The 24,352-nt window shown below is 46.7% G+C and carries 20 protein-coding genes; 8 read left to right on the plus strand and 12 right to left on the minus strand.

Annotated features, from left to right (window positions below):
• Positions 1–251: 251 nt before the first annotated feature.
• Positions 252–1,448 (minus strand): MFS transporter, encoded by a 1,197-nt coding sequence (locus ACYVGO_RS04855; protein WP_460967974.1) that lies wholly within the window; start codon positions 1,446–1,448, stop codon positions 252–254.
• Between the two features lie 281 nt (positions 1,449–1,729).
• Between ACYVGO_RS04855 and ACYVGO_RS04860 the strand changes: the two genes are divergently transcribed.
• Entirely contained in the window at positions 1,730–2,458 is a 729-nt protein-coding gene (locus ACYVGO_RS04860; RefSeq protein WP_142775670.1) for an SDR family oxidoreductase, read from the plus strand.
• A gap of 1,199 nt (positions 2,459–3,657) precedes the next feature.
• Here ACYVGO_RS04860 and ACYVGO_RS04865 read toward each other — a convergent pair.
• Positions 3,658–4,017 carry a hypothetical protein gene (locus ACYVGO_RS04865; protein ID WP_246859310.1) on the minus strand — a complete coding sequence of 120 codons (360 nt, stop codon included), beginning with the start codon at positions 4,015–4,017 and terminating at the stop codon, positions 3,658–3,660.
• 405 nt (positions 4,018–4,422) lie between these two features.
• A complete protein-coding gene (locus tag ACYVGO_RS04870) occupies positions 4,423–4,977 on the minus strand; it encodes an RNA polymerase sigma factor (protein ID WP_142775672.1) in 555 nt (184 codons plus the stop codon).
• 324 nt (positions 4,978–5,301) lie between these two features.
• Between ACYVGO_RS04870 and ACYVGO_RS04875 the strand changes: the two genes are divergently transcribed.
• Together ACYVGO_RS04875 and ACYVGO_RS04880 are read left to right on the plus strand one after the other, a co-directional pair.
• A complete protein-coding gene (locus tag ACYVGO_RS04875) occupies positions 5,302–5,754 on the plus strand; it encodes an Hpt domain-containing protein (RefSeq protein ID WP_460967977.1) in 453 nt (150 codons plus the stop codon).
• Entirely contained in the window at positions 5,721–6,443 is a 723-nt protein-coding gene (locus tag ACYVGO_RS04880; protein WP_460967978.1) for a LytR/AlgR family response regulator transcription factor, read from the plus strand. Before ACYVGO_RS04875 ends, ACYVGO_RS04880 begins: the two co-directional genes overlap by 34 nt.
• Positions 6,444–6,494: 51 nt before the next feature.
• Here the strand turns inward: ACYVGO_RS04880 and ACYVGO_RS04885 are convergent, their stop codons facing one another.
• Entirely contained in the window at positions 6,495–7,457 is a 963-nt protein-coding gene (locus tag ACYVGO_RS04885; RefSeq protein ID WP_460967980.1) for a glycosyltransferase family 8 protein, read from the minus strand.
• Between the two features lie 763 nt (positions 7,458–8,220).
• Here ACYVGO_RS04885 and ACYVGO_RS04890 point away from each other — a divergent pair.
• On the plus strand, positions 8,221–8,952 hold the full coding sequence (locus tag ACYVGO_RS04890) for a 3-keto-disaccharide hydrolase (RefSeq protein ID WP_460967982.1): 732 nt from the start codon (positions 8,221–8,223) through the stop codon (positions 8,950–8,952).
• Between the two features lie 11 nt (positions 8,953–8,963).
• Positions 8,964–9,704 carry a hypothetical protein gene (locus ACYVGO_RS04895; RefSeq protein WP_460967983.1) on the plus strand — a complete coding sequence of 247 codons (741 nt, stop codon included), beginning with the start codon at positions 8,964–8,966 and terminating at the stop codon, positions 9,702–9,704.
• A gap of 80 nt (positions 9,705–9,784) precedes the next feature.
• Here the strand turns inward: ACYVGO_RS04895 and ACYVGO_RS04900 are convergent, their stop codons facing one another.
• From ACYVGO_RS04900 to ACYVGO_RS04915, 4 genes are all read right to left on the minus strand, one after another.
• On the minus strand, positions 9,785–11,242 hold the full coding sequence (locus ACYVGO_RS04900; RefSeq protein ID WP_460967985.1) for a M20 family peptidase: 1,458 nt from the start codon (positions 11,240–11,242) through the stop codon (positions 9,785–9,787).
• 246 nt (positions 11,243–11,488) lie between these two features.
• Complete coding sequence (locus ACYVGO_RS04905) at positions 11,489–12,412, minus strand: SMP-30/gluconolactonase/LRE family protein (RefSeq protein WP_460967987.1); 924 nt, start codon at positions 12,410–12,412, stop codon at positions 11,489–11,491.
• Positions 12,413–12,498: 86 nt separating this feature from the next.
• Positions 12,499–13,335: a ThuA domain-containing protein gene (locus ACYVGO_RS04910; protein WP_460967988.1), complete on the minus strand. Its 837-nt coding sequence runs from the start codon at positions 13,333–13,335 to the stop codon at positions 12,499–12,501.
• Positions 13,336–13,395: 60 nt separating this feature from the next.
• The gene (locus ACYVGO_RS04915) at positions 13,396–15,360 is read right to left on the minus strand and encodes a KUP/HAK/KT family potassium transporter (RefSeq protein WP_460967989.1); all 1,965 of its coding nucleotides are present in this window, start codon (positions 15,358–15,360) and stop codon (positions 13,396–13,398) included.
• Positions 15,361–15,465: 105 nt separating this feature from the next.
• Here ACYVGO_RS04915 and ACYVGO_RS04920 point away from each other — a divergent pair, with 105 nt between their 5' ends.
• Positions 15,466–15,612 carry a hypothetical protein gene (locus tag ACYVGO_RS04920; RefSeq protein ID WP_168207897.1) on the plus strand — a complete coding sequence of 49 codons (147 nt, stop codon included), beginning with the start codon at positions 15,466–15,468 and terminating at the stop codon, positions 15,610–15,612.
• A 297-nt stretch (positions 15,613–15,909) separates the two neighbouring features.
• On the opposite strand, the gene ACYVGO_RS04925 is transcribed toward ACYVGO_RS04920, so the two are convergent.
• The 4 genes from ACYVGO_RS04925 to ACYVGO_RS04940 form a co-directional block, all read right to left on the minus strand.
• Positions 15,910–17,265 (minus strand): sigma-54-dependent transcriptional regulator, encoded by a 1,356-nt coding sequence (locus tag ACYVGO_RS04925; RefSeq protein WP_460967991.1) that lies wholly within the window; start codon positions 17,263–17,265, stop codon positions 15,910–15,912.
• A 43-nt stretch (positions 17,266–17,308) separates the two neighbouring features.
• Positions 17,309–18,481, minus strand: a complete 1,173-nt coding sequence (locus ACYVGO_RS04930; RefSeq protein ID WP_460967993.1) for a Gfo/Idh/MocA family protein — start codon at positions 18,479–18,481, stop codon at positions 17,309–17,311.
• Positions 18,482–18,582: 101 nt separating this feature from the next.
• Positions 18,583–19,956, minus strand: coding sequence for a putative oxidoreductase C-terminal domain-containing protein (locus ACYVGO_RS04935; RefSeq protein WP_460967995.1), 1,374 nt, complete (start codon positions 19,954–19,956; stop codon positions 18,583–18,585).
• A 93-nt stretch (positions 19,957–20,049) separates the two neighbouring features.
• A complete protein-coding gene (locus tag ACYVGO_RS04940) occupies positions 20,050–21,483 on the minus strand; it encodes a Gfo/Idh/MocA family oxidoreductase (RefSeq protein ID WP_460967997.1) in 1,434 nt (477 codons plus the stop codon).
• Positions 21,484–21,730: 247 nt separating this feature from the next.
• On the opposite strand from ACYVGO_RS04940, the gene ACYVGO_RS04945 reads away from it, so the two are divergent.
• Complete coding sequence (locus tag ACYVGO_RS04945) at positions 21,731–23,143, plus strand: OmpA family protein (RefSeq protein ID WP_460967998.1); 1,413 nt, start codon at positions 21,731–21,733, stop codon at positions 23,141–23,143.
• Complete coding sequence (locus ACYVGO_RS04950; protein WP_460968000.1) at positions 23,143–24,288, plus strand: Rpn family recombination-promoting nuclease/putative transposase; 1,146 nt, start codon at positions 23,143–23,145, stop codon at positions 24,286–24,288. Before ACYVGO_RS04945 ends, ACYVGO_RS04950 begins: the two co-directional genes overlap by 1 nt.
• Positions 24,289–24,352: the final 64 nt, after the last annotated feature.

Below are 24,352 nucleotides of genomic sequence, written 5' to 3' on the forward strand. Positions count from 1 at the left end.
TGCCATTTCATCAAAAGTAAGGGGTATCTCTCCACGCCTTTTTGCTGGCTCCAATACAGTTAGTTATCTCTATGAAGTAATGACCCAAAGGTAGCGGACGTGTAAACACCCTAAAGCCCAACTCTATGTTTGGTGGGTTTGGCTTTATAATTGGTAGCTCAGCTTACCGAATGTGGTAATTTATCCGTGAAGGGGCTCAACTTGTCTGCAGTGCTTTACGGGCTTACTGCTGTTTCCTATCAGGGGAATGGTTAGCGTTTAGGAGCCGTGCGTACCAAAAGCATAGCTGCCAGCCCGCCCATAAAATAGGCAACTGGCAGAGGAGTTATCGAATTCACCAGCAGCCGATCAATGAATGAGCCTCCCAGTGCGCCTACAACTAGATAAGAGGTCCCATAAATGGACGCAGCCATACCTGCCATTGACCCCATGGGTTCGAGCGCTAACGCGCTACTATTGGGCTCAGCAGCTACATTGATCCCTTGTAGAAGGGCTATGAGACCAAAGAAGATAAACATATTCACTGGCCCTTTTAGCAGGATCGTTAGCCCGAGTAAGATACTCGCCAGAATCCAGTAAACGGTTAACAGACTCCGTACCGTACGACGCGCGCCAAACCGGGCGACCAGTTTGGCATTTAAGAATGTGAAGAAAGCCATTATAATACCCACACTCGCAAAGATGAAAACAAAAAGCCCCGGACGGCCATAAATTGTACCAACCATGCGTTCCGAACTGCCTATATAAGAACTAAAACCAGCAAATAAGATGGTCGTAATAGCTGTATAGCGGACAAAAATCCGATTGCTCCAGACTCGACGCATAGACTGTATCAGTGAAGCTAAGGCTAACGGTTGCCGATCTGCTTCCGATAGTGATTCACTGAGCCGGAATGACCAGATAAAGAAGACAATTGCAAAACTAGCTGGGGTTAGAAAAACTACCTGCCAGGGCCCAACAAGGAGGATGGCAGAACCCAGCAAAGGTGCCACAATGGGCACAGTCAGAAAAATGGTCAGAATCAGGGACATGATACGCGCCATTTCACTCCCCTGAAATCGATCACGAACACAGGCAATAGCACTTACAAACAAAGCTCCTGCTCCTAATCCCATAATAAAGCGTGCTACCAGAAGCCAGGCCAAGCCAGAAGCCATTACAGTGGTTATACACCCACCTATATAGAGAAGAAAACCAACTCGCAGTACGGGTAAGCGGCCATAGCGATCCGAGAGTACGCCAAAAAAAATCTGCCCAATTTGACCAAGAAAAAAGAACGTAACTAATTGAGCAGTTGCGGTTGACTCTGGCCCCAGACCGAAATGATGGCGAACGGCACCAAAGGTGGGCAGAATAATATCAATGGCCAGTGCGGTCAGCAACATAATTGAGGCCATCAAGCAAATGAATTCTGTTGGTTTAATCAGGTTTCTCAGAGGGATGTGCATGAGCGTTCCGTTTTTCCATGCAAATCCTAAACCCGACTCGATGGACGCTTATTCGCCAGTACAAAAATGGCGACTAAATGGCTAGGAGAAACTGGGCTAAAGCGTCAATATTAGGGGGTATTTCCGACAAAAGAGAGGTATTCAGCCAGTTGTAGCGTTGTTTCCTGGCTTACACTTAAAAATCCACTTTTTATAGACGACGGTTTGAAAATCGTACTACATTCTCTCCCCGGCCAGCCTACCTTTGTTAGTAATCGCAGACAACTCAAACCAACAGGTATATGAACATTTCGAATAATAAAATTCTGATTACAGGGGGAGCCTCAGGGATTGGCTTAGGGCTTACCGAACGCTTCATCCAGGAAAACAACACCGTAATTATCTGCGGAAGGAGAGAGTCAGCACTCCGGGAAGTAGCGACTAATTTTCCTTCTGTCATCACAAGATCCTGCGATCTGGCCATTGCCGAAGAACGGCACGCCCTTTACCAATGGATTCAGGAAGAACATAATGACTTATCGGTATTAGTAAACAATGCAGGTATTCAACAATGGATGTCTGTTTCCGACGAGGACTTTTTCCGACGCGCCAAAGATGAACTTATGGTAAACATAGAAGCCCCACTTCACCTCACGTCCCTGTTCATTAACTTGCCCGCTCTAACCTCGGTTATTAACGTAACGTCGGGCTTAGCCTTTGTCCCGCTAACTAAAGTGCCCGTCTACTCTGCTACCAAGGCGTTCTTCCATTCCTTCACCCTATCGCTACGCGTGTTATTAAAATCCAACGGTATAGAGGTAATTGAGATGATACCTCCCGCCCTTAATACAGATCTGGGAGGAAAAGGATTACACGATCATGCCCCTCCCGTAAGTGATTTTATCGATGCTGTGTTTGAGCAGTTAAAACAAGGTAAAACGGAATTGACATTTGGGTTCAGTGATGCAATGACCAAAGCAACACCCAGCGAGCTACTGACTACGTTCAACAGAATGAACACAACTAGTTAATAGCTTAAGGTTCAGCAACGCTGTTAGTCAGTTGACCTTCGCGATAAGTAAAGCCCTAAACCCGTAAATGTAAGCGAAGCAAAAAAACACACTAATGGATAGAAGTTTTTGAATGGGAAAAAGAAAGCACTGGCAATTAAAAGCGCGGAAATAAGTAGAGAAATAAGGCTTAAGACGCGAAAGAGTTTGTGTTTCATTAGGTAAAAACGGCAATTGGCTAACTCGATGTCATATCAATCTGATACCAGCGATTCCCACGAGCCTTGTAGTGGTACACTTCTATCTGCCCCTATATTATCGCAAATCGGGCTTCGTTTCTTAAAGATCACGTTTCGATATAAATAAACTAAAAAGCGCAATATCAGGAGCAACAATGGTTAGTACCATTATAAACCTCAATGTATATACAGTTTATACAGGCAAGTTAAGCCAAGAACGGTGAACAAGCCGAGCTATTACCAATGAGTGTTCGCGAATTTATCGAACGGCGTACACTAGCCGTAGAAGAGTATAAGACCGCTCATGTTAAGGTACATAATGAGCTTAATTAACATAAAGGTGCTACTATCAAGCAGCCCACTTTGTCGAAACGGCCTCTGGTATAGGGGTAGTCACCTGAATATCAGCTCGAACTTGCTTTTGCGAATGCAGTTGGACAGATGGGTAGGCTCTGGTTATGTAGTCAACACCAGGCTGGATGAACTGACAGGCTGAGTGGATGACCCGGGGTCTGAGGTTAGCGTTTACCCTAATCAGTAAAAATGAACATGCTATATACCGATACCCACCAAACCCAGACCAGAGCGACCCCGTTGCGCTAACAGGAATCGTATAACAATAGCGGTCTGGATTGGAAGTAAAGATTTTAGGAGCAAGCCTCATTCGCATCAAATTTATTGCTTGCTCAAAAATCCTACATAACGTCCGAACTAATCGTAACTTTTGTAGCAACATTTATAACAAATGTTGCAGAATGAGTAAATGTGCAGGAAATTGAATCAACAGTAGGGATATAGAGCGTATGCTCTACAAAAACACCGTTGGCTTTGTATCGCCCTCGGCTTTCAGCTGATTAAAAAATTTATGTAGCGCTAACTCGGTCAGGAAGAGTAGTACGTATAGCACCTCTTTCGAAGCTCCAACATAGAAAAGCCCAGCCTTAATCAGCTGGGCTTTTCTATAAAGTACAGAGCCTGCGTTTATTGCATGGCAATTGTACGGCTGGTCTGTTGAACGGGCGTCGACAGATTTACTTGTTTTCGAATGCTGCCTTCGCTTGATTTTACTTCCAGTTCATACTCTCCATCGGCCAGTTGATCAACATTTAACTTCATGGCATATTTAGCTTCTTTCTTGCCAATGCTTTGCTGATACAGAACTTCATTGTTTTTATTGCGAAGCAACACAACAACTGGTGTCTCGGTTGATTTCTGGACCGCAACCCGGATTTCATGGTTGATTGTCACATACGCGCTGGCATCGAACGAAAGTGCTTTGGGAGTAGTGGGATTAATAAAGGAAGAAGCGCTCAATAAAATAGAAACTGCGGCTTTGCTCATTAGTGGTAACATGGTAGTAGCGTGTTTAGTCTTTAAATAGGTGTTGTTTACTAGTTGCTACATCTATTCCAAAGCTTGTGCCAGTTTCTTATACCAATTGACTGTCAACATATTACGAAGTGTGCCATTAACGGGTGCTGTCCGTAACTGGACAATTTCTGTTCACTTGCGGACAAAATGGAGAGTATACGTGGGGAAAGAACGCAAGACCTGCCGATACCTTAGCAGTCCATTACTTTTGAGGAAACCGGAGCAGTTCCCCTCATACAATGAAGCAGGAGAATAGTATGTAAAGTCTACCATTCAGGAAGCACCCTACCTAAACCGTCTAGAACCCTAACTATGAGCTTTACTTGCGCAAATGCTGGCCGATTTCAATAAACCACAACAGAAATTTTTACCCGATTATAGTGGTAGATTCTGGTATGAACACAGTCGGTAAACTTTATCACGACTTCGTTTAATCCGCATCTTAACGGTGCTAAGCTTCAGGTTATACAACTGAGCAATCTCCTCAAAACGCATTCCCTGCTCATACTTAAGCTTTAAGAGCGTCTGTTCGTTAGCCGACAAACTAGCCATCGCCTGTTTAAGCAGTTGAAGGGATTGTTCCTGAATTTGGGCATCCTGCCCTTCAGACGAACAAGTCTCTTCACTTTCATCGAGCGTAGTCAGCGTAAGCCGCTTGGATAAGCGGAGCTGGCCAGCGCAGTAATTGTGCGTAATTGAATAAAGCCAGGTAGAAAAACTCGACCGTTCGTGAAAGGTATCTAACTTACTAAACATCTTGATAAAGATGTCATGCGTAAAGTCATGGGCATTCTCCGTGTCCTTAGTTATGGATAAACAATGCCGATATACTTTGTTGACGTACCGATTATAGAGAGTCTCGAAGCACTCATTGGGTTGATGAGGCATGTATTGCCGAATCAGGGCTTCGTCGGTTAGTGAAGTAGACATAAGTAAGCTGCGTAACAGTTGACTTGTAGTTTAGTAAAATAAAGGTGGCGGTTATATAGTTTATTAGTGATCTATATTCGATGAATAGCATAAATTGCCGTCTTTTAAGTAATAATTGGCTTCTTTTTTGCCAGGCCAGTAATTACCTGAAATGAGCACAGAGTAGACGCCCGCTAGTGCTAGGCCGTCAGGGTGCTATGTAGGGTTCAGGTACCGATTATTTTATAACTTCTAATTAGTGAACTAGCTATCTATCTAAACAATTATTTACATTAGTACCTATTTCAATACTTGTAATTTAAAAACTGTAGTTTTTTTATACTTATGAGGACGGACCCAGACTTGGCATTGACACAGGTAGATCAGAAGGCTGGGATGGTACAGGAAGGAAATCGGCTAACGAATACCCCCTCAACTCATCTGCTGGATACAGAACGACTGCGTGAATTATATGGTGAGGATACTGCCTATGCTGCCAGTATGTTCGAAACATTTCTGGAAACAGTATGGCCGGAATTTGATACGTTCGATACGCTTATTGCGGAACAACGCTGGGTAGATATACGTCTGTTAGCCCATAAACTAAGACCTACTCTTGGCATGGTGGGTTTATCAGATCTGGAAATATTACTAGCCCAGTTTGAGGAATTAGCCGCTACAACCACCAAATCAGAGCGGATTAGCCGTCTCTGGAATCAATTACATTCCGATCTGATAAGCTGTAAACCACTTGTTCAGGCCGAATGGCAACGCTTGCTGACAACAACCATACCATGATCCTGAAATGTATAATCGTTGATGATGAAACGATGGCTCGCAAGGCCTTGCAACGCCTTTGTGAGCAACACGAATCCTTAGAAATAGTGGCGATTTGTGAGAATGCCACTCAGGCTCTGAACGTATTATCAGAGCATGAAATTGATTTGATCTGGCTGGATGTTGAAATGCCGGAGCTATCAGGATTCGACTTACTGGATCGACTACCCGTTGTACCACAGGTTATTCTGACAACCGCCAAAACAGATTATGCCTTTGATGCCTTTCAGTACCAGGTTACGGATTATCTGAAAAAGCCTATAACGCAACCTCGCTTTAAGCTAGCTGTTGAGAAGGTTCTGGCAGCACAGAAAAAGAATGAGCCAGTGCGACAGGGGGATAATAAAGCCATTTATGTCAAGTGTGATGGCCGCTATGTTCGCGTTCCCTATGATTCAATCATGTATATTGAAAATGCGGGCGACTACGTCAAAATCCTGACCAGCCAACAGGCGTTTGTGGTCTATACAACGATGAAATCACTGGAAGAAAAATTAGGAACACAGTTTCTCCGGGTTCATCGGTCTTATATCATTAACCTGGATAAAATCGTCGATATAGAAGAGAGCAATTTAGTGGTAGCTTCAAAAGTAATTCCCATTAGCCGCGCCAATAAGTCCGAACTGATGAGTCGGTTAAATTTATTATGAGCGATCGGTCTGATTGACGTCAAACTGAAACTGGAGAAACCTCTAGGCTGGTTAGAGAAGCTTAAAACGGGTTGCCGATGCATGCGTTGCTTCACTATCAGCCAGTCCTTTAAATGGATTAAGTCGGTATGTTAAGTGGTACCAACGCTTACTGAGCTTATAGGTTAGCTTTAGCAAAAAGCGTCTCCATCCTCCAATGGGGTTATAGTGCTGCCAGGGAGTCATGCGCAGATATTGATAAAACTCCTCCTGATAGGCCTTGTTATACTGATATGATGTATAAATAGGCTTCACACCCGTAAAGTGAATAATATAGGGATTGACTTCATCATATTGGGCATAACAATTCCAGCGCCGGTCAAGCTCCAGCCATTGATTCGCTAATACCACATTTAGGCCATACTGGTCGGGAAACACAGCATATTTAACATTCTCCTCAATACACCGAATGACACGCTCAGTAATATTCTGCTGGCGCCAAGCTATAGGATTAATCAGTAAAAGGCCCGAATTGAAAATCTTTGTATCAGGTGCTAAGCCTAAGTCCTGATAATTGCTATACCCCCCCCACGAACTACCTGCTACTTCAGCCCGATCCTGAACAGCACCCAATAGTTTATCCCCCAAATCAATAGCCCATAAAGCTGTTATATCCTGGTGAGCAATCATATCTACATCCAGATAGACAACCTTGGTCAACTCCTGAGGAATAAAATAAGGAATAAACAACCGCACAAAAACGTTGCGAGGAAACGTCGAGCGATCCATGGGTAGCGTCACCCCTGGAGGTAAAGTCTCATCAATGGTTAGCCAATGAATATGAAACACATCCGGGTTTATGGCCCGCAAAAGCTTATTCCGGGTTAACGGTCGAATCCCGTCATTCACCAAATAGAGATCAAATTGCGTCGGAGAAGCGAGATTGACTTCAATCGACTTAAGTAAAGAGGCTAATAAGAGGGCAAACCTATTATCACAAATGGTAACAAGAGCGAATTTTTGATTTGAAGACATGAGTACATCAATAGTATAGAATAGAAGTTCTTTGGGTTAATAGCATTAGACAGGGCAGACTTGTTTCTCATGAACCTTCATCTATAGGAAGTGCCCATTCGTTCCAGGGCTATAGGGTCACAATCATCCATGCACTGATCGCAGCAATACCAAGTAGTGCGTAGATTATGTAGTTCAATAGGGTTGAGTGCTGGTTACGGGTATTCATGATTGATTAGCTCGAGGATTATTTTTTAAACATTTAGACAGAGATCAATTAGACAGTCACTATAAATTTATTAAAAGGTAAAAACGGAAACAAAATAAAGTCAACGCTATCTATTTCTTTAAGTATACTTATTTTGAATTTAATCAACTTTATACAGACAGCTAAGAAACAAGGGTTGACATGTACAATACAGACGAGTCTATAAAGTCAACGTACAGTTTAGAGTGTACTAAAATGGACGCTTGCTGTCCAAAATCGTACAGGGCCAATTTCCCTAAAAATCATATTTTATTCACTATCAATTACTTAACAGTTTGGTATAGTAGTTGACTCATAAATAGTGATCCCCATTAACTCGAAACTACCAGTAGGGTGTAACAGTAATGTCGTGGAGTTTAGGTTAAGAAAACGCAAAGGCCATACTCATCTTGAAGTATGGCCTTTTTGTATCCCTACGTTTGCGATATGAGTAGATTTCCGGCAACCAGTAGCTTCCAATTCCGTCGTAAGGCTCTGCCTGAATAATCAGTTGCCTTTTAGAAATACCCGTTACCAATGAGCTTTATTAACCCAATTGCCCAAACCTGGCTGGCTGGCTTTAGCCTTCTCTTATCAACTGTACATAGCCAGGCGATACCGCTCCCTACTCCATTCCCAGCAGTAGTTCAACAAACGAAACCGAACGCAACCAGTGGCTGGCGGCAGCTTTTCAATGGAACTGACCTTACCGGCTGGAAACATGTGGGTAAGGGAAGTATGTCTGTTGAAAACGGATCGATCCGTGGCCACGGGGGCATGGGATTGCTATACTGGACAAAGGAAAAATTCAGCAACTGTACCATTAAGGTGGTTTACAGAATGCAGAAAGAGAATAGTAACTCGGGCGTCTATATTCGAATACCCCTCGAGCCCCGCGAAGAATGGATGCCGGTTCATTATGGGTATGAGGTACAAATTGATAACCATCCAGAAACGTCTAAAGAGGACGACACGCACATTACCGGAACGCTCTATTCCCTAAACAAACCGCTGGCTAAGCCCGGCAAACCCGGTCCGGAATGGAATACCATGGAAATTACGCTGGACGGGCCTCGTACCATCATTTCAGTCAACGGCGTAAAAGTGACCGACTATAAAGAAGGTGACCCCGTACCGGCACGTAAATTTGATTTTGAGCCCTATCGGGGCATACGACCAAATGCAGGGTACATCGGTTTACAAAATCACGGAGAACATGACGTCGTATTCTTCAAGGAGGTATCCGTAAAGCCACTTACCAAAAATTAATCTTACTACCTATGAACTACGGCATAGCAGGCCATTGGGGCCGCTTCGTTCGGTCCACCATCCAATACCCATTAAGTGCAGGGCTTTTAAGTCTTGTTATGCTTCTGACCGTAACGGTTTCAGTAGTAGTTGCCCAAGTGCCGAAAGAGTACAAAGGCAAACCCTTCAAAGACACTGAATACACAAAAGGTGCCCAATTAATACCCGGACGCATTGAGTTGGCCTATTACGATCTGGGTGGTGAGGGAATTGCTTACCACGATACCGATCCAATCAATAAAGGTAGCGGAGAACTCAATCGCAAACCCGATCACCAGCGACCAGGCGTGCCTGAGTATCTGGTGCATTTCAGAGAAAAAGAAGGTGTCGATCTTTCATTCACCAAAGACTTTGCCGACTTCAATCATCCTAACAAAGTCGACCCAAAAGTGAACCAGTTATATATTGGCTGGCAGGAGGACGGTGAGTGGACCAATTACACCGTCAATGTAGTGGTTCCTGGCCGGTATAGAATTATAACGGTGTACGGCTATCAGGACAACAAATCCACCTTATCCGTGAATAATAAAAAGGTGGTTGATTTGGTTTTCCCTGAAAATACAGGTGACTATCATCGCTGGACGCAGGCTACAGTGGGTGAAATCACCTTCCCGGTTGCCGGGCCTAACCTGCTCACCCTGCATTATAACAAGGGCTCTAACCTAGCCTATCTGGACTTTGTACTGGTGAAGGAGTTACCAGCAAGCAAATAAGGCTTCTTGTAGTGCCGACCGTCCCGGTCGGAAGAGAAACGCTTTAGTCCACGCCCGACCGGGACGGTCGGCACTACAATTCATTGGCTATTTTTAATGAGCGTTACGTAAAACCAGATTGCGTTTCGATAATCTTTAACACGAATACGCTCATTGGTACCGTGGACCCCCGCTGTTTGTGCTTCCGTCATAGGCATGGGCGAAAACTTGTAGATGGAAGATGTAAGAGCCGCGTAAAATTTAGAATCAGTAGCGCCGAGCATGACGTTTGGCGCTACAATCACATCCGGAAAAATACTCTTGATGGTTTTATGAATCGTCTGGAAAGCAAAATTTTCAGTACTGGAAAGGGGGGCGGGGTTATTTCCTTTCCCCAAAATACTAACAGTAACGCTGTCATTATCAATTATCTCTTTCACTCGACCAATTACACCCTCAACCGTATCGCCCGGTAAAAGCCGAAAATTAACAGTTGCTACGGCATCAATGGGCAATACGTTGTCTTTGGCACCAGCCCGGAAAATAGTGGGTGCCGTAGTTGTGCGTAAGGTGGCATTTCCTGATTTTGTTTCGGCAATCAGCTTCTTAATAAGTGGGCTAAAAAGCCATTGATTGGCAAAGACAATTCGTTTCTCAACGGGAACTTCCGACGCCAGATAATCGATCAACTGGTCGGCACCTCCATCCAGCCGAGCCGGAAAAGGATTATGCTCTAATTTGCTGACCGCTTCGGCTACCATGCCAATGCTGGTTTGCGCAGGTGGCATGGAGGAGTGCCCGCCTTTGCCAATGGCCGTCAACTCTAGGCTTAAATAGCCTTTTTCAGCGATACTGATCAGCGCAACAGGCTTATTAATGCCCGAAACGCCTTCGGTCTTAATAGCGCCCCCTTCGTCCAGAATGTATTCCAGCGAGATACCCCGTTGTTTAAAAGCAGCCGCAATGGTTTGGGCACCCCGTTGCCCCGATGTTTCCTCGTCCTGACCAAACGCCAGTAGTATTGTTCGTTCGGGTTGAAAGTTCGTTTTCAACAAATACTCAACCGCTTCCAGCAGGCCCATCACGCCCATTTTATCATCGAGTGTACCTCGTCCATAGAGATATCCGTCATCAATGATACCCGCAAACGGGGGTCGTTTCCACATCCCCTGTGTTCCTTGAATAACCGGTACCACGTCGTAATGACCCATTAACAAAATAGGTTTAAGTGTAGGATTTCGCCCTTTCCATTCGTATAATAGACCATACTGATTGAACGTCTGTGGATTCAGCCGCTGATGAATAAGCGGGTAGGACGCTCGGATGTAGGTAATGAATTTATCGAATTGGGTTGTATCCGTCAGGCTGTAGTCTGTGTAGGAAACGGTTGGAATGCGAATGGCTCCGGCAAACCGCTGAATAGCCGAATCGGATACATTAATCGGAGCAGCCGGTGGCACATTCATTAGCTGATGCGAGGTCAGCCGAAAGGTATTGACCAATAGAATAATAATCAGTACCACTAAAGAAAACCCAATGATTCGTAAAACAGAGCGCATACGCTAACTAGTAAAGTAAGTGATCAGAAATTGATGGAATTAGGTTACTGATCATGTTAGGCTAGCCCAAAAACGCTACTATTCCGAAACAAACCAAACCTTATTTGGAAAACTAACAAGCTTTTAATTTTAATTACCACAATTTCACTTTTTATCAATAATAAATAGGCTTAAAATAAAATAGCTCAAAACGTTTCGATTTATGAACCAAAACGTTTTGAGCTATAAAGCGTTGCCTGGTACTGATTACTCAACTCCCTTTACCTGCATCGGCAGGGTATATATGGACTCCGATGCTGTAATGAAAAGCGTTTTGCGGTCTTTGCCTCCAAAGCACACATTCCCTACCCAACGCGAGGGCACTGGTATAGTACCCAGTTTAACTCCGGCTGGCGAGTAAACCGTAACACCCCGGCCTGAGATGTACAGATTTCCCTGACTATCGAGCGTCATACCATCCGAGCCCTGCGGCACAAAAAGCTGCCGATTGGTCAACGTACCGTCGGCTTTGATCTCGTATTTGTAGGTTTTGCTGTCCCGAATATCAGCCACGTACAGATACTTCCCATCGGGCGTACCGACAATGCCATTGGGCTGTTTTAAATCACCATCCACCAGTAGGGCTTCCTGTTTTCCTTTGGGCAAATAATATACTTTCTGCCCGTCGATATCTGGCTTTTTTCGCTCCCAGTAGTCACGCTGGTAATAGGGATCCGTGAAGTAAATACCGCCTTTGGCGTCAAGCCATAAGTCATTGGGCCCATTCATACGCTGGCCCTGAACGTTGGTTAGCAGAACGGTAATTTTTTTATCGGGGCCAATCGACCATAGTTCATCTTTTTCATCGGCACAGGAAATCAGGTTGCCTTTTTTATCGAAATACAGTCCGTTAGAGCGTCCTGTTTTATCCATGTACAGCGACAGTTGACCATCGGTATCGTACTTCCAGATTTTATCGTTGGGCTGATCGGTAAAATAAATATCTCCCTTTTTATTGACGGCAGGCCCTTCGGTAAACGCAAACTGGCTGGACACCTGACGAAGGGTAGCACCGGGTGCTACAACCTTGATCGAATCAAGCCCTTTTACCAGACTACTCTGGGCACTTAATGTACAGGAGGTAACTAGTAGGACCGTAAGTACGAGCCCTGCTTTGCAATAATCATTCATAGGTAGAGTTGGTAAATTAGTATCTACAACCAGTAAGGTTAGACGAGCCAAAAACTAACCTTTACACTATTTTTTATAAGTCCTGTCTATCGAATCGGCGTGTCTCTGGAATCCGCGTAGGCTTTGCTGAAATCAATTTTTGTTACCTGCCCGGCCACGTAGCGAATGCCCTGAAAAATGTGCTTAATAAAGGTGGCGTCACTCTCGTAATCCGTTTTGGCGTGGCCGAGGGTTGTACACCAGGTATACCCGCCATCGAAATTGTAGTACCAGGCTGAGGGATACAGCTCCGTATAAGAACCACCAAACTGCTTCACTTTTTCAGGTTCATTCTGGTTAAGCGAGGTCAGATCATTAGCCATAATGACCGTTGGACCCGGCGACATATTTTTGGTAAAGTAGAATTCGTCTTCTTTCTCCCAGATTTTGGGTAACCCCTGCATAGACGGATGCTTCGAGTCGATTATGTCAACCTTGAATTTCTGAAACTTGGGGTGCCAGGCAAAGGTGCCTCCAATCATCCGCTTGAACCAGGTCCAGTTACGCTCGGTACCCATTACCGAATGAATACCCACAAACCCCCCGCCCGCTTCGATATACCGCCGGAACGCCAGTCGTTGGTCATCCGTATCAAATACATCGTTGTTGGTGCTGGGAAAAATTAGCAGCGTGTATTGCTTAAGATTGGCTTCGGAGAAAACCGTTGGCTGCTCAGACACATCGACAGAAAACCCGTTTTGCTGACCGAGTTTCTGAATACACGCCACCGCATTCGGAATATTATCGTGGACATACCCCTTCCCATTCTTCGTGTACACCAACACCTTGACTTTCTTCCAGTTCACCGTCTGGCCTATACTGGCCCCCAGCGTGAGCAACACTACACACAAAGCAGACAATCCTATAGCTGTAAATCGATTCATAATCCGTTTAACGATTTACACTAGAAAAGCAAAGCGGTTTGGTTATCTACGCTTGCTGATCTACACGGATGAGTCTTGTTTAGGCTTCACCCGCATAAGTTTAATATTACTAGGGCGGGCTAGTACGAGTGGAACATCTTCAGTAATAACATTGCTGGTATCCAATCCATAGGCCGCCTGGGGCGACAAGGCAATGTATTTGAGTAGAAAATAGCCATTCATAATCACCTGCGAACTCACAGGAAGGTCATTTTCATAGGACAGAAAGGATCGAAACAGGACAAACCGAAAATCGCCCGGTACTCGATGTGTATTCAACGATTGGTAGCGGCTATCGATGGTTACTTCCTTGTTCTTCACCATGTCTTCTACCACCATTCGGAAGAGAAGGTTGATGCGCGGCTGCACCCGGAAACCCAGATAAAACGTAATGAAATACGCATCCTCATGAGCCAGTGTGTCTACCTTGTAGCGCATTACATAGGGTTCGTCTTCTACGTTTACATGCAGGAACCAGTAAATATCTGCTCGTTTAGGAGCGCGATTCAGAATAGAGTACAGGGTTTCTGACTCAATTTTACGAGCGTCTTCGGCTGTTGTCAAGTAAACCAAATGGGTAGCAAATTTGGGAATATCCAAATCGTTGCTCAACTTTTTCAGGAGTGGCAGATTGTCGGGCAGGGAATCGTATTGAATAAGTCTTGCCTTCAGGTCTTCCCCCCGTTGCCAGAATAACATCATGGCCATGAGCAACAACCCCATCGTGATCGAAATCCAGCCGCCCTCTTCAAACTTCACCAGGTTGGCACTTAGAAAGGTGGTTTCAACGGTCAGAAATATGCCGGTAATGAGCACAATCAGGAAGGTGTTTACACGCTTTACACGCAGGTAAGTGCTCATCAGCACCGTACTCATCAGCATGGTTAGCGTAACGGCCAGGCCAAAAGCCGCTTCCATATTTTTGGATTCGCGAAAGTGCAGCACCATCAGAATACAGCCCGTCATGAGACCCCAGTTCACGAATGGTACGTAGAGCTGCCCCCGAATATCGGACGGGTAAACGACGCTTTGCCGGGGCCACAAGTTTAGGCGCATGGCTTCTCCCACAAGGGTAAACGAGCCACTAATAAGCGCCTGCGACGCTATGATGGTGGCTAGGGTGGCCAATCCAATACTGAAAACCAGCAAAGGAGCTGGCACGATGGAATAGAACGGGCTGGTTTCGCCAATCTGCTTCCCAAGGTGCTGCATCATCCAGGCCGATTGCCCGGCATACGACAATAACAGGGTTAGTTTTACATATCCCCAGCTAACCCGAATATTGCCCCGGCCGCAATGGCCCATATCGGAATAGAGGGCTTCGGCCCCGGTTGTACAGAGAAATACGCCCCCAAGCAGCCAGAATCCTCCCGGATACATGGTCAATAGCCGGAACGCCCAGGCCGGGTTTACCGCTTTCAGAACAGACGGTTGCCCCAGCAAGGCCATAAACCCCATGACGCCGATAAACGAGAACCAGACCAGCATGATTGGCCCAAAGAGCTTTCCTAACTGCTGGGTACCAAATTGCTGACTCACAAACAGGGCAACCAGAATACCAATAACGATAGGAACAGTATCCAGATGCGGATAAAAAATAAGCAGACCCTCAATAGCGGACGAGACTGAAATAGGTGGAGTAATCAGGCCATCGGCCAGCAAAAAAGATCCGCCAATAACGGCCGGATAGATCAACCACTTTCCGGTAAACCGCCGGACAAGGGTATAGAGCGAGAAAATTCCGCCCTCTCCCTTATTATCGGCCTGTAAAGTAATGATTACGTATTTAATGGTGGTTTGCAATGTCAGTGTCCAGATCACGCACGACAATGTACCAAGAACCAATGTTTCGGTCAGGTCTTTGCCGCGCATAACGGCCGCCAGTGTATACAGGGGCGACGTACCAATATCACCGAACACAATACCGATAGCGACCAGCAGCCCCTGGGCCGATACTTTATTTAACGAAGAATGAGATGTAGACATGAAGTCAATAAGATCGAATCATTTACCATCAAAACTACGTGTCTCCTCCGTTGTTTTGGTTTATTTTACACACTATTTCATTCTAGCAGAAACCCATTCGACAAAATGACCTCACCACTACAACAGGATTTAAACGATCTGGCTATCCTACTCGAACGGGCCAAGACCGAAAGTTTAGCCCATCTCAATGCCCTCGATACGCTCCCGACAAGTACAACCTATACAGTCGGCAGGAAACCAATTAGCAAATGAGGGAATGGGCGCTATTCAGGTAATGGATCTGTTCAATGACTGATTGCGGCAACTTATTGTGGCTTCATCGCGCCTACTACCTATCGAGGCCGATCGGGTATTCGGGCCGCCTTCGTAAACTGGCGCACAACTGACGCTGACCTTGATCTAGTTTTTGAGAAAATGGTGGCAACAGTGGTGTCGGTTTTTAAGAAACCGACACGGCAAGGTTTCTCAAAACCTAGTTCACATTCAATACGCGAGGTTTTGAGAAACCTCACTTGTCAGTTATAAGTAACTGACAACACACTCAACTAATTAGTCAGGTAAGCCTGCTTCCTGAAGTTTCCGATAGAGGGTCGTCAGGCCAATGTCTAACAGTCGGGCGGCTTCGGCTTTGTTCCCGTTGGTATGTCGCAACACTCGCCGAATGTGTTGTTGTTCAACTGTAGCTAAGTCCATAGCAGTTGAGTTAGTGAGTAGGGTACCATCCTGCATATCGTAAGGCAGCAGATCGGGCGTAAGCACAGTCGTTCCGTCATCGCGCGTGTCGGCCAGGATAACCGCTCGTTCGATGACGTTCTTTAACTCACGAATATTGCCTTTCCAGGAATGCTGCTGGAGTTTCTGAATGAAGGCAGGGCTGAGCTGAATCGCGCGTTTACCTACTTTGGTCGCTTCCTGTTGGGCAAACTGGTCGGCTAGCGTTGGAATATCATCGCGCCGGTCGCGGAGGGGGGGCAATTCAATACTAAAAACAGACAATCGGTAGTATAAATCCAGCCGAAAATGACCCGCAGAAGCCTCCTGTTCTAACCCTCGATTCGTAGCTGCAATGACGCGCACATCCGTTTTGGTCGGCTTTGTATCGCCCACACGCAGGAACTCGTGGGTTTCGAGTACCCGTAGTAGTTTAGCCTGCAAGTCGAGCGGCATTTCGCCGATCTCGTCTAAGAAAATCGTGCCTTTATCCGCTTCGGAAAAGAGTCCTTTCTGGTCACGACTAGCTCCGGTGAAGGCTCCGGCCCGATGACCGAAGAGTTCGCTTTCGAGAATGTCTTTACCCAGAGCTCCGCAGTTGATGGCCACAAACGGTCCCGTTCGGCGCGGACTAGCCTGATGAATAGCCTGAGCAAATACTTCTTTGCCGGTGCCTGTTTCGCCCGTGAGGAGCACAGTAGTATCCGTAACGGCCACTTTTCGAGCCAGTTCGATTGCGTGCTGTATTGATTTCGAGTAGCCAATTATACTATCGAAGCCATAGCGCTGCCCTACCCGTTGTTCCAGTTGCCTAATTCGGAATTGCAGCGAGGCTTTCTCAACAGCCCGGCTCACTAGTGGGATAATCCGGTCGTTGTCGTCGCCCTTTGTAATGTAGTCGAACGCGCCGTTTTTGATAGCTGTCACCCCATCCGAGATAGTACCGTAGGCGGTTAGTACAATGATTTCGGTAGCTGGGTAAAGTTGCTTAATCTGAGCCGACAACTCAATACCATTTTTGTCCGGCAATTTCACATCACTGATTACCAGATGAATATCATCCCGTTCGAGGATTTTCAGGCCAGCGCGGGCGTTTTCGGCTTCTAACACCGTGTAGCCTTCTAGTTGCAGGATACGAGCCAGAAGCTGACGTAACCGCGACTCGTCGTCGATAATGAGAATAGTAGCAGCCAATGTTTTTTAGGTCTGGCGCGATGCCAGACCCAAATCTACCACCTCATTTCGTAAGATGAATCATTTGCGCCTGTTTCTGCGCTTTTAAAGCCAACTCTGTAGCCAGGAAACAGTGTTCCTGCGTCATGGCGGTCTCGGTACGGTTTAGTATATCATTGACCAGTTGTTCGCCGTATGGTAATACCACCTGGGTACTATCAATATAACGGGTTTCTTTCTTGTCAGTGATAAACAGGTGATTACCGCCCTCACGTCCGGCCGGATCAATGTTCTTTCTGATTTCGATAAACCCTTCTGTGCCGAGAATCGTCAGTCGACCATCACCCCAGCTTTTCAGCCCATCGGGCGTAAACCAGTCGACCCGGATATAGCCCATGCCGCCATCACCACGCAACATTACATCGCCGAAATCCTCAAAATTCGGGTATTGCGGAAAGTGAACGTTGCCAACCTGTGAAGCAACCACATCGGCTTTTTTTGAGCCTGTGAAGAATAAAAACTGATCGAACTGATGCGACCCGATGTCGCAGATAATACCGCCAAATTCCTTTTTTTCGAAGAACCAGGGTGGACGTGATGCGGGTGTCATGCGGTGCGGCCCTAAACCAATGGTCTGAATAACATTGCCAATTGCCCCGGCTTTCACCAATTCACCCGCTTTTACAGTGGCTTTATTTTCAAAGCGCTCACTGTACATGATCGAATAGATACGTTTGGTTTCTTTCTGAACCTTACGCACTTCGGCCAGTTGTTCGAGGGTGGTGATGCCCGGTTTATCCGACATATAATCCTTACCGGCCTTCATGACCCTAATGCCCAGCGGAGCACGATCAACGGGAATACCAGCACTCAGAACAAGCTGAATTGACTTATCATCAAGAATTTCGGCTTCACTTTTTGCTGCCTTTGCCTGCGGGTAACGCTTGGCGAAGTCGGCCATCAAGTCAGGCTCTTTAGCATAATAGGAAACGAACTCACCCCCGCCCCTAGTAACCGCGCCAACCTGACTATTGATATGCCCGTGGTTCATACCAATGACGGCAAAGCGAATTCGGGCCGCAGCAGGTTTCGAATCACTTCCCAGCGACGATGACCGTACAATAGCCGGTGCGCCTAGAACAGGTTCGGGTAGCGATGGTAGTACGACTAAACCAGCCGCAGTAGCTATGGTTTCTTTAATGAAATTGCGCCGATTGGCAGATTGTGGTGAGTTCATGATCAATTAGTGATTGACGGGGCCGCCCGTGCGGTGAATGATAGAATGTATGAATAGGCAATGGAAACCATTCACTCATCCTATCATTCACTCATTGAAAATTACTTTTTCTTCGCCAACTCCAGCGCCTGCGTAGTTGTGTAGTATTTGGCAATCATGTTCGGTACTTCCCAGGCAGGTAGGCTACCTGCTTTCAGGTATTCCAGGTATTTTTCGGCAACTCGACCAAAGTGCGCTTCATGGCCTTCCTTGTATTTTTCAGGAATAATAACTTCCCAACCCGTGGTCGCTTTCTTAACCTCCACACCGGGAAACTCTTTTTGAATGGCGGGCAAAACAGTTTTCAAGGCAGCATCCAAATCCTTGTTTCCAGCAACAGCTTCAATGTATAAGGTTGGTTTGTATTGCTGAGCGGCTTCCTGACGGATGATTAGATTAGCTTTTGTGCCGCGCATGATCGAGTAGTGCGTATCGCCGGTTCCTTCGGGCGCTTTGTACGCCCAGATCACGGACACTTTAGCGTGCACACCTTTCAGTTCATAATTGATTTCGCCATTGCTGTACACTCGTAAAATACTGTCTTTCACGACATCCTTTTTCAAATAATCAGGGAAAGCAGCCTGTTTGGTAATCGCCTTGAACTGGCTTAGGGTCATATCGGTAGTCCACCGGCGGGCCGATGTCAGGTGAATGTCTTTCTGATAATCAATCGTTTGCTCAGGAAAGCATTCCCACTGCACCAGATCGACCAGGTGAGTGGTCACGTCTACGATTCCTTCGCCCTGCTGCGCTACGTCCATAAACCAGGCCGGACGCGTCAGGATACTACCCGATACGTTTTTGTAAAAATGGTGAACGCTTTCTTTCGTTACCGCCGGATTCTCAGGCGTGCCCTTTTCCAACGTACCGAACACCTCGGCTTGCTGCGAAAACGCCCGCTGTAACTGAGTTGTGATCTCGTATCGCTCCGTCATAATGTCGTACAGCAATACCTTGTTTTTCTCAGCCGTTGCAAATGACTCCTTCAGTTTATCGAAGTTCGACGCGCTGATCACCATCGGTTTATCGGCCAGCACATTGAAGCCAGCACCAACCGTTTTCTGAATATAATCCGTTTTCAGGCGGTTGTTACCGGCCATAACAACTACGTTTCCGGCTTTATCGGCAATCATCTTATCGAAAAAGTCGGAGCCTTTATAGACCTCTTCTTTCCAATGTGTCGGGTTTTCGGGTCGAGCGTTGTAGCCCTCAATTTTATCGAGATGTAACTGTAAATCCGGGCCATCGGGCGCGTAGACATGCACGACGGAATCTACACCATCGTACATGGTTTTCTGAACCAGCGCGGCATGAAAATGGCCGGGATCTAACGTAATCAGGCGGATGGCCGATTTATCAGCTTCATTCTTAGAGGTCTGGCAAGCGGTAATCAGCGAAGCCATAAGTAGGCAGCCAACGGTGGGGGATAACTTCATTCTTTAGGTTTTATTCGTTTGGAGTTTGAGGTTTGAAGTTAGCCTATTCGTCAACGTCAAACCTCAAACTCTAAACCCCAAACTAGTTAATTTTTATTTAGCTGAAGCCATCATTTTAATGGCGTAGGGGGCGCGTTGTGGACGCGACAGGAGTTTATTGGCTTCGGGATCGTTTTTGAACTGCTCCTTTTTAGGGTCCCAATAGAGTTTGCGCGGGGCCGGCCCTCGGTTCAGTTTCATGGCCGCGTGATGGAGCAGGCAAGCCGAACAGGAACGGTGGCCGACTTCGGCAGGTGCAATCGGCTCTTTCCGGCTCACGATGCTTTCTAACCAGTTGCCATGATGCTCTTTACTGACAGTTAGATGAACTTCGTTTGGGCCAATAACAGACGTAAGGATTTTGGGATCACTGGCGTCGAGTTTCTTAGCGGCATTTTGTTTGGCAATTGGGTCACTGGCCGTAACGGCGGCATCACCCCGCGATACGAAAATCCAGCCTTCCGTGCCTTCAAACCGAATGCCGTTGGCTATTTCATTCGTCACGATCATGTGTACTCCATTTTCGTACATGGCTTCGGTACGAAAAATACCGTGCACATCCCACAAACCACTCTTCGGAAATTCGGCTTTACCCCAGATTTCGACAGGCCCGGTATATTCGGTATTCATGGCCCAGTGGGCTGAATCGACGTGGTGAGCACCCCAGCCGGTAATCATACCCGCGCCAAACTGTTCGCAACGCAACCAGCCCGGACGATCGTAACCAACCTGCGGGTGAACGCGCTTTTCGGTGTAATACACCTCAGGCGTTGTCCCGAGCCACATATCATAATTCAGATTCTTTGGAACGGGCATTTGCGGCTCTTCATCGCCCGATGGGTCGCCGGGGAGACCAACATAAACCGTTTTCAACTGCCCAATCCGGCCATTACGCACCAGTTCAGCCGCATAGCGAAACTGCTCCGACGACCGTTGCTGACTACCTACCTGCACAATCCGGCCCGATTGCTTGACGGCATCGGCCATCATACGTCCTTCGGCAATGGTGAGCGAGGCTGGTTTTTGCATATATACGTCCTTCTTTGCACGTACCGCATCGACCACGATAGGCGCGTGCCAGTGGTCGGGCGTACTAACGATGACGGCGTCAATATCTTTGTTCAGAAGTAACTCGCGATAGTCGGTGTAGACCTTCACACCATCGTAGCTATCCTTGCCGGTTTTCTTGGCATAGACGCCATTAACCAGTTGTTTGGCTTCATCGGCCCGCTTGCTGTCCAGATCACAAACGGCCATGATCAGGGCATTATCGTACTGCCAAACGCCCGGCATATCGTGTCCACGGGAGATGCGCCCCGTACCGATTGCGGCTACGTTGATTCGGTTGCTGGGGGCGTTTTTACCAAATACGGAGGCTGGTACAATAGTGGGGAACCCACTGATGATTGTGGATGACGCTAACGTGCCTTTTGCCGCCAGATCAATAAATTTTCTCCGGGAAAGGGCTGATTTTTTTTCAGTTGACATAATCGGCAAGATTCAGAGACGATTCATAGTATACAGAAGGGTCGAGGTAGTGATTTTTACTATTTTTTTATTCACAAGCCCGCCAATTCAGTAAATAGTATATCCCTTTCCCCTGTAACCAGCCATCTCTCCCAGCGTCTCATACAAATAACTGACTAACTGGCAAGTCTAACGCTTGTTCCTGAAAGTTACCGCTGAATTTCTCGTTCTTTACCCCCTGATTACGAATCACTTGTTTCTTGTACCTATGCGTCAACACTACGTAATTTTCCTCTTACTGGCCGGGCTTACGTCTGCCTGCACGTTTGGCTCTTATCCATCCGGTTATCCGTCAAGCGGTGGCCAGCAATACCCATCCAGCGGCCAGCAATCACCGGATGACACCTATCCTAATTCTGGTAACCAACCGGGCAATTACCCCAATTCTGGTAACCAACCGGGAACTAGCCGCACTGCCGACCCTGGGGTAACGGTGAACAGCATTCGGTTGACGAAAGATTACACGATTCTGAATTTGACATTTACAGACAATAGCCAACCGAAGTATGATCAAAATAGACGTCCCTTACCTTCGGGAAACACAATCGGCATTGATCCGAATAGCTATTTAGTAGCCGCTAATGGAGCTCGAACATTTGCCTTTGTCAGAGCAGATGGCATTCCGATAAAACAGGAAAAGTTTGATCAAAATCTCGGCAGATTGGTACTGGTAGGAAGAGATACGTATTCTGGAGAAAAAATCAACTTCACGCTGTACTTTCAACGATTAGACAAGGGTCTGGAAAATTTTGATTTGTTCGAATGTCACTCCGACGCATATACCTGCTGGAACATCTACAACCTCTACGTCAATAACCCCGCCGATCCCGTAGTTTACAATCCCCCAACGGCGCCAGCACCAACACCTGTACCCAACGTACCAAAAAAGAAAACAAACCTGCCACCAGCCCCGTCGGGCGAATCGGGTGGTGAGATGGAAACGCCCCGAACGGATGTTCCTAAGACGAAACCCGTGCCCGCTCCAGCTCCCGTACTTACGCTCGTGAATGTATCGGGCATCGTGAGTGATGCGAAAAACAAACGACCCGTTACGGCCACTATCGACTATCAGCTTTCGGCTAGTAAGCAAATGCTGGACTCGGTGCAGAGCTTTGCGTCGACGGGAGCCTATCGAATGAGTTTACAAAAAGGGCAAGTGTATACTTATATCGCGTCGGCACGGGGATACCAATCAACCAGTGGCGTTTTGGATTTGAGCAAAGTAGCTGGTGGACAGAAACTAACCCGCGATATTGCACTAACACCCCTGGCCGTGGGCGATAAGGTGACACTCAAGAATATCTATTTCGAAATGTCGAAATCAGATTTATTGTCGGCCTCCTTTGCCGAGCTAGACAAACTGGTATCCATGATGCAGGATAACCCCAATATGAGTATCCGACTTGAAGGCCACACCGACATCATCGGCGACCACGACAAAAATCTACAACTCTCCCGCGACCGCGTCATTGCCTGCCAACGCTATCTGGTTCAGAAGGGAATCGACATCGACCGAATTCAGACGATTGGTTACGGCGACACGCGGCCTATTCTGACCAAAGGCACCGACGAAGAACGTAAGGTGAACCGCCGGGTGGAGTTTGTGATTCTGACGATTTGATGGCAACAACACCCGACAACCCACACGACAGGTTTTTTAAAGAGACATTTTCTCAGCCTGAAATTCTGATCGACTTTTTAAACGTGTTTGCGCCAGAGGCTGTCCGGGAACGTATCGACTACACTACATTGACCCGTGAAGTGGATACGTTTACCGATGAACAACTAGCGGAACATTTCGCTGATCTTGTTTTTTCGGTGCAGTATGCTGGCCACCCTATCCGGCTTGTTCTCTTGTTGGAACACAAAAGCTACACTGAGGAGTACCCACATTTTCAGATCAACCGGTATCTGCTCAACCTTTGGGAGAGTCAGATCAAACAGAAACAACCGTTGACACCCGTGCTACCTGTTGTGGTCTATCATGGCAACCGACGGTGGAAAAAGCGCAGTGTGCCTGATTATTTCGCCCCCTTGCATGAAACACTCAACGCCTATCTGCCTGCGTTCGATTATCTACTGATCGACCTGTCGACACTCTCTGACGAACGACTCCCTACATTACAGTCAGATTACGCCCGACTTACGGCTATTCTATTGCAGAATAGTCGCCGGAAGCGCGAACTGACACGCATGCTGGACACCTTTGCCGATGTTGTCCGCCGATTAGTCGAAACACCGGTCGGGCAACGTTTCGTAGGTACTGGTTTTCTCTATTTATCATACACCGCCGACTTGACCAAAGTCGAACTATTCGGTATCTTTAGCCGTATTTCTTCAAAAACCGAATCTTCTACCATGACAGTCGCCGAAGAACTATTACAGGAAGGACGTCGCCAAGCTATGACAGCCGCTGAAGAACTATTACAGGAGGGACGTCGCCAAGCTATGACAGCCGCCGAAGAATTAATACAGAAAGAGCGCCGACAAGCTATGACAGCTGCCGAAGAACTGGTACAGAAAGAGCGCCGACAAGCTATGACAGCCGCTGAAGAACTGGTACAGAAAGAGCGCCGACAAGCTATGACAGTTGCCGAAGAACTGGTACAGAAAGAGCGGGAACAAAGTCGTCAGAATAAGATCAAATTCATTAAGGCTATGTTGAATTTGAACCTCACGGCTGATACCATTGCCTCAGCGGCAGAGCTGCCCCTGGCGGAGGTAGAAACTATTATAGATGAAATTAATCGTACTCAAGCTACATAGGTTTGCGCTGGTTCATCCATGTGCCAAAGCGAACCACACCGGTTCGCTTTTTTGTTGCCGCTTA

This window comes from Spirosoma migulaei (genome assembly GCF_054776855.1).

Coding starts and splice junctions, on each gene's coding strand:
- ACYVGO_RS04930 (WP_460967993.1), bottom strand. CDS start 18,481: ATGAACTCACCACAATCTGCCAATCGGCGCAATTTCATTAAAGAAACC.
- ACYVGO_RS04890 (WP_460967982.1), top strand. CDS start 8,221: ATGAGCTTTATTAACCCAATTGCCCAAACCTGGCTGGCTGGCTTTAGC.
- ACYVGO_RS04900 (WP_460967985.1), bottom strand. CDS start 11,242: ATGCGCTCTGTTTTACGAATCATTGGGTTTTCTTTAGTGGTACTGATT.
- ACYVGO_RS04945 (WP_460967998.1), top strand. CDS start 21,731: ATGCGTCAACACTACGTAATTTTCCTCTTACTGGCCGGGCTTACGTCT.
- ACYVGO_RS04870 (WP_142775672.1), bottom strand. CDS start 4,977: ATGTCTACTTCACTAACCGACGAAGCCCTGATTCGGCAATACATGCCT.
- ACYVGO_RS04875 (WP_460967977.1), top strand. CDS start 5,302: ATGAGGACGGACCCAGACTTGGCATTGACACAGGTAGATCAGAAGGCT.
- ACYVGO_RS04915 (WP_460967989.1), bottom strand. CDS start 15,360: ATGTCTACATCTCATTCTTCGTTAAATAAAGTATCGGCCCAGGGGCTG.
- ACYVGO_RS04865 (WP_246859310.1), bottom strand. CDS start 4,017: ATGAGCAAAGCCGCAGTTTCTATTTTATTGAGCGCTTCTTCCTTTATT.
- ACYVGO_RS04885 (WP_460967980.1), bottom strand. CDS start 7,457: ATGTCTTCAAATCAAAAATTCGCTCTTGTTACCATTTGTGATAATAGG.
- ACYVGO_RS04855 (WP_460967974.1), bottom strand. CDS start 1,448: ATGCACATCCCTCTGAGAAACCTGATTAAACCAACAGAATTCATTTGC.
- ACYVGO_RS04950 (WP_460968000.1), top strand. CDS start 23,143: ATGGCAACAACACCCGACAACCCACACGACAGGTTTTTTAAAGAGACA.
- ACYVGO_RS04940 (WP_460967997.1), bottom strand. CDS start 21,483: ATGTCAACTGAAAAAAAATCAGCCCTTTCCCGGAGAAAATTTATTGAT.
- ACYVGO_RS04910 (WP_460967988.1), bottom strand. CDS start 13,335: ATGAATCGATTTACAGCTATAGGATTGTCTGCTTTGTGTGTAGTGTTG.
- ACYVGO_RS04920 (WP_168207897.1), top strand. CDS start 15,466: ATGACCTCACCACTACAACAGGATTTAAACGATCTGGCTATCCTACTC.
- ACYVGO_RS04935 (WP_460967995.1), bottom strand. CDS start 19,956: ATGAAGTTATCCCCCACCGTTGGCTGCCTACTTATGGCTTCGCTGATT.
- ACYVGO_RS04880 (WP_460967978.1), top strand. CDS start 5,721: ATGGCAACGCTTGCTGACAACAACCATACCATGATCCTGAAATGTATA.
- ACYVGO_RS04905 (WP_460967987.1), bottom strand. CDS start 12,412: ATGAATGATTATTGCAAAGCAGGGCTCGTACTTACGGTCCTACTAGTT.
- ACYVGO_RS04895 (WP_460967983.1), top strand. CDS start 8,964: ATGAACTACGGCATAGCAGGCCATTGGGGCCGCTTCGTTCGGTCCACC.
- ACYVGO_RS04860 (WP_142775670.1), top strand. CDS start 1,730: ATGAACATTTCGAATAATAAAATTCTGATTACAGGGGGAGCCTCAGGG.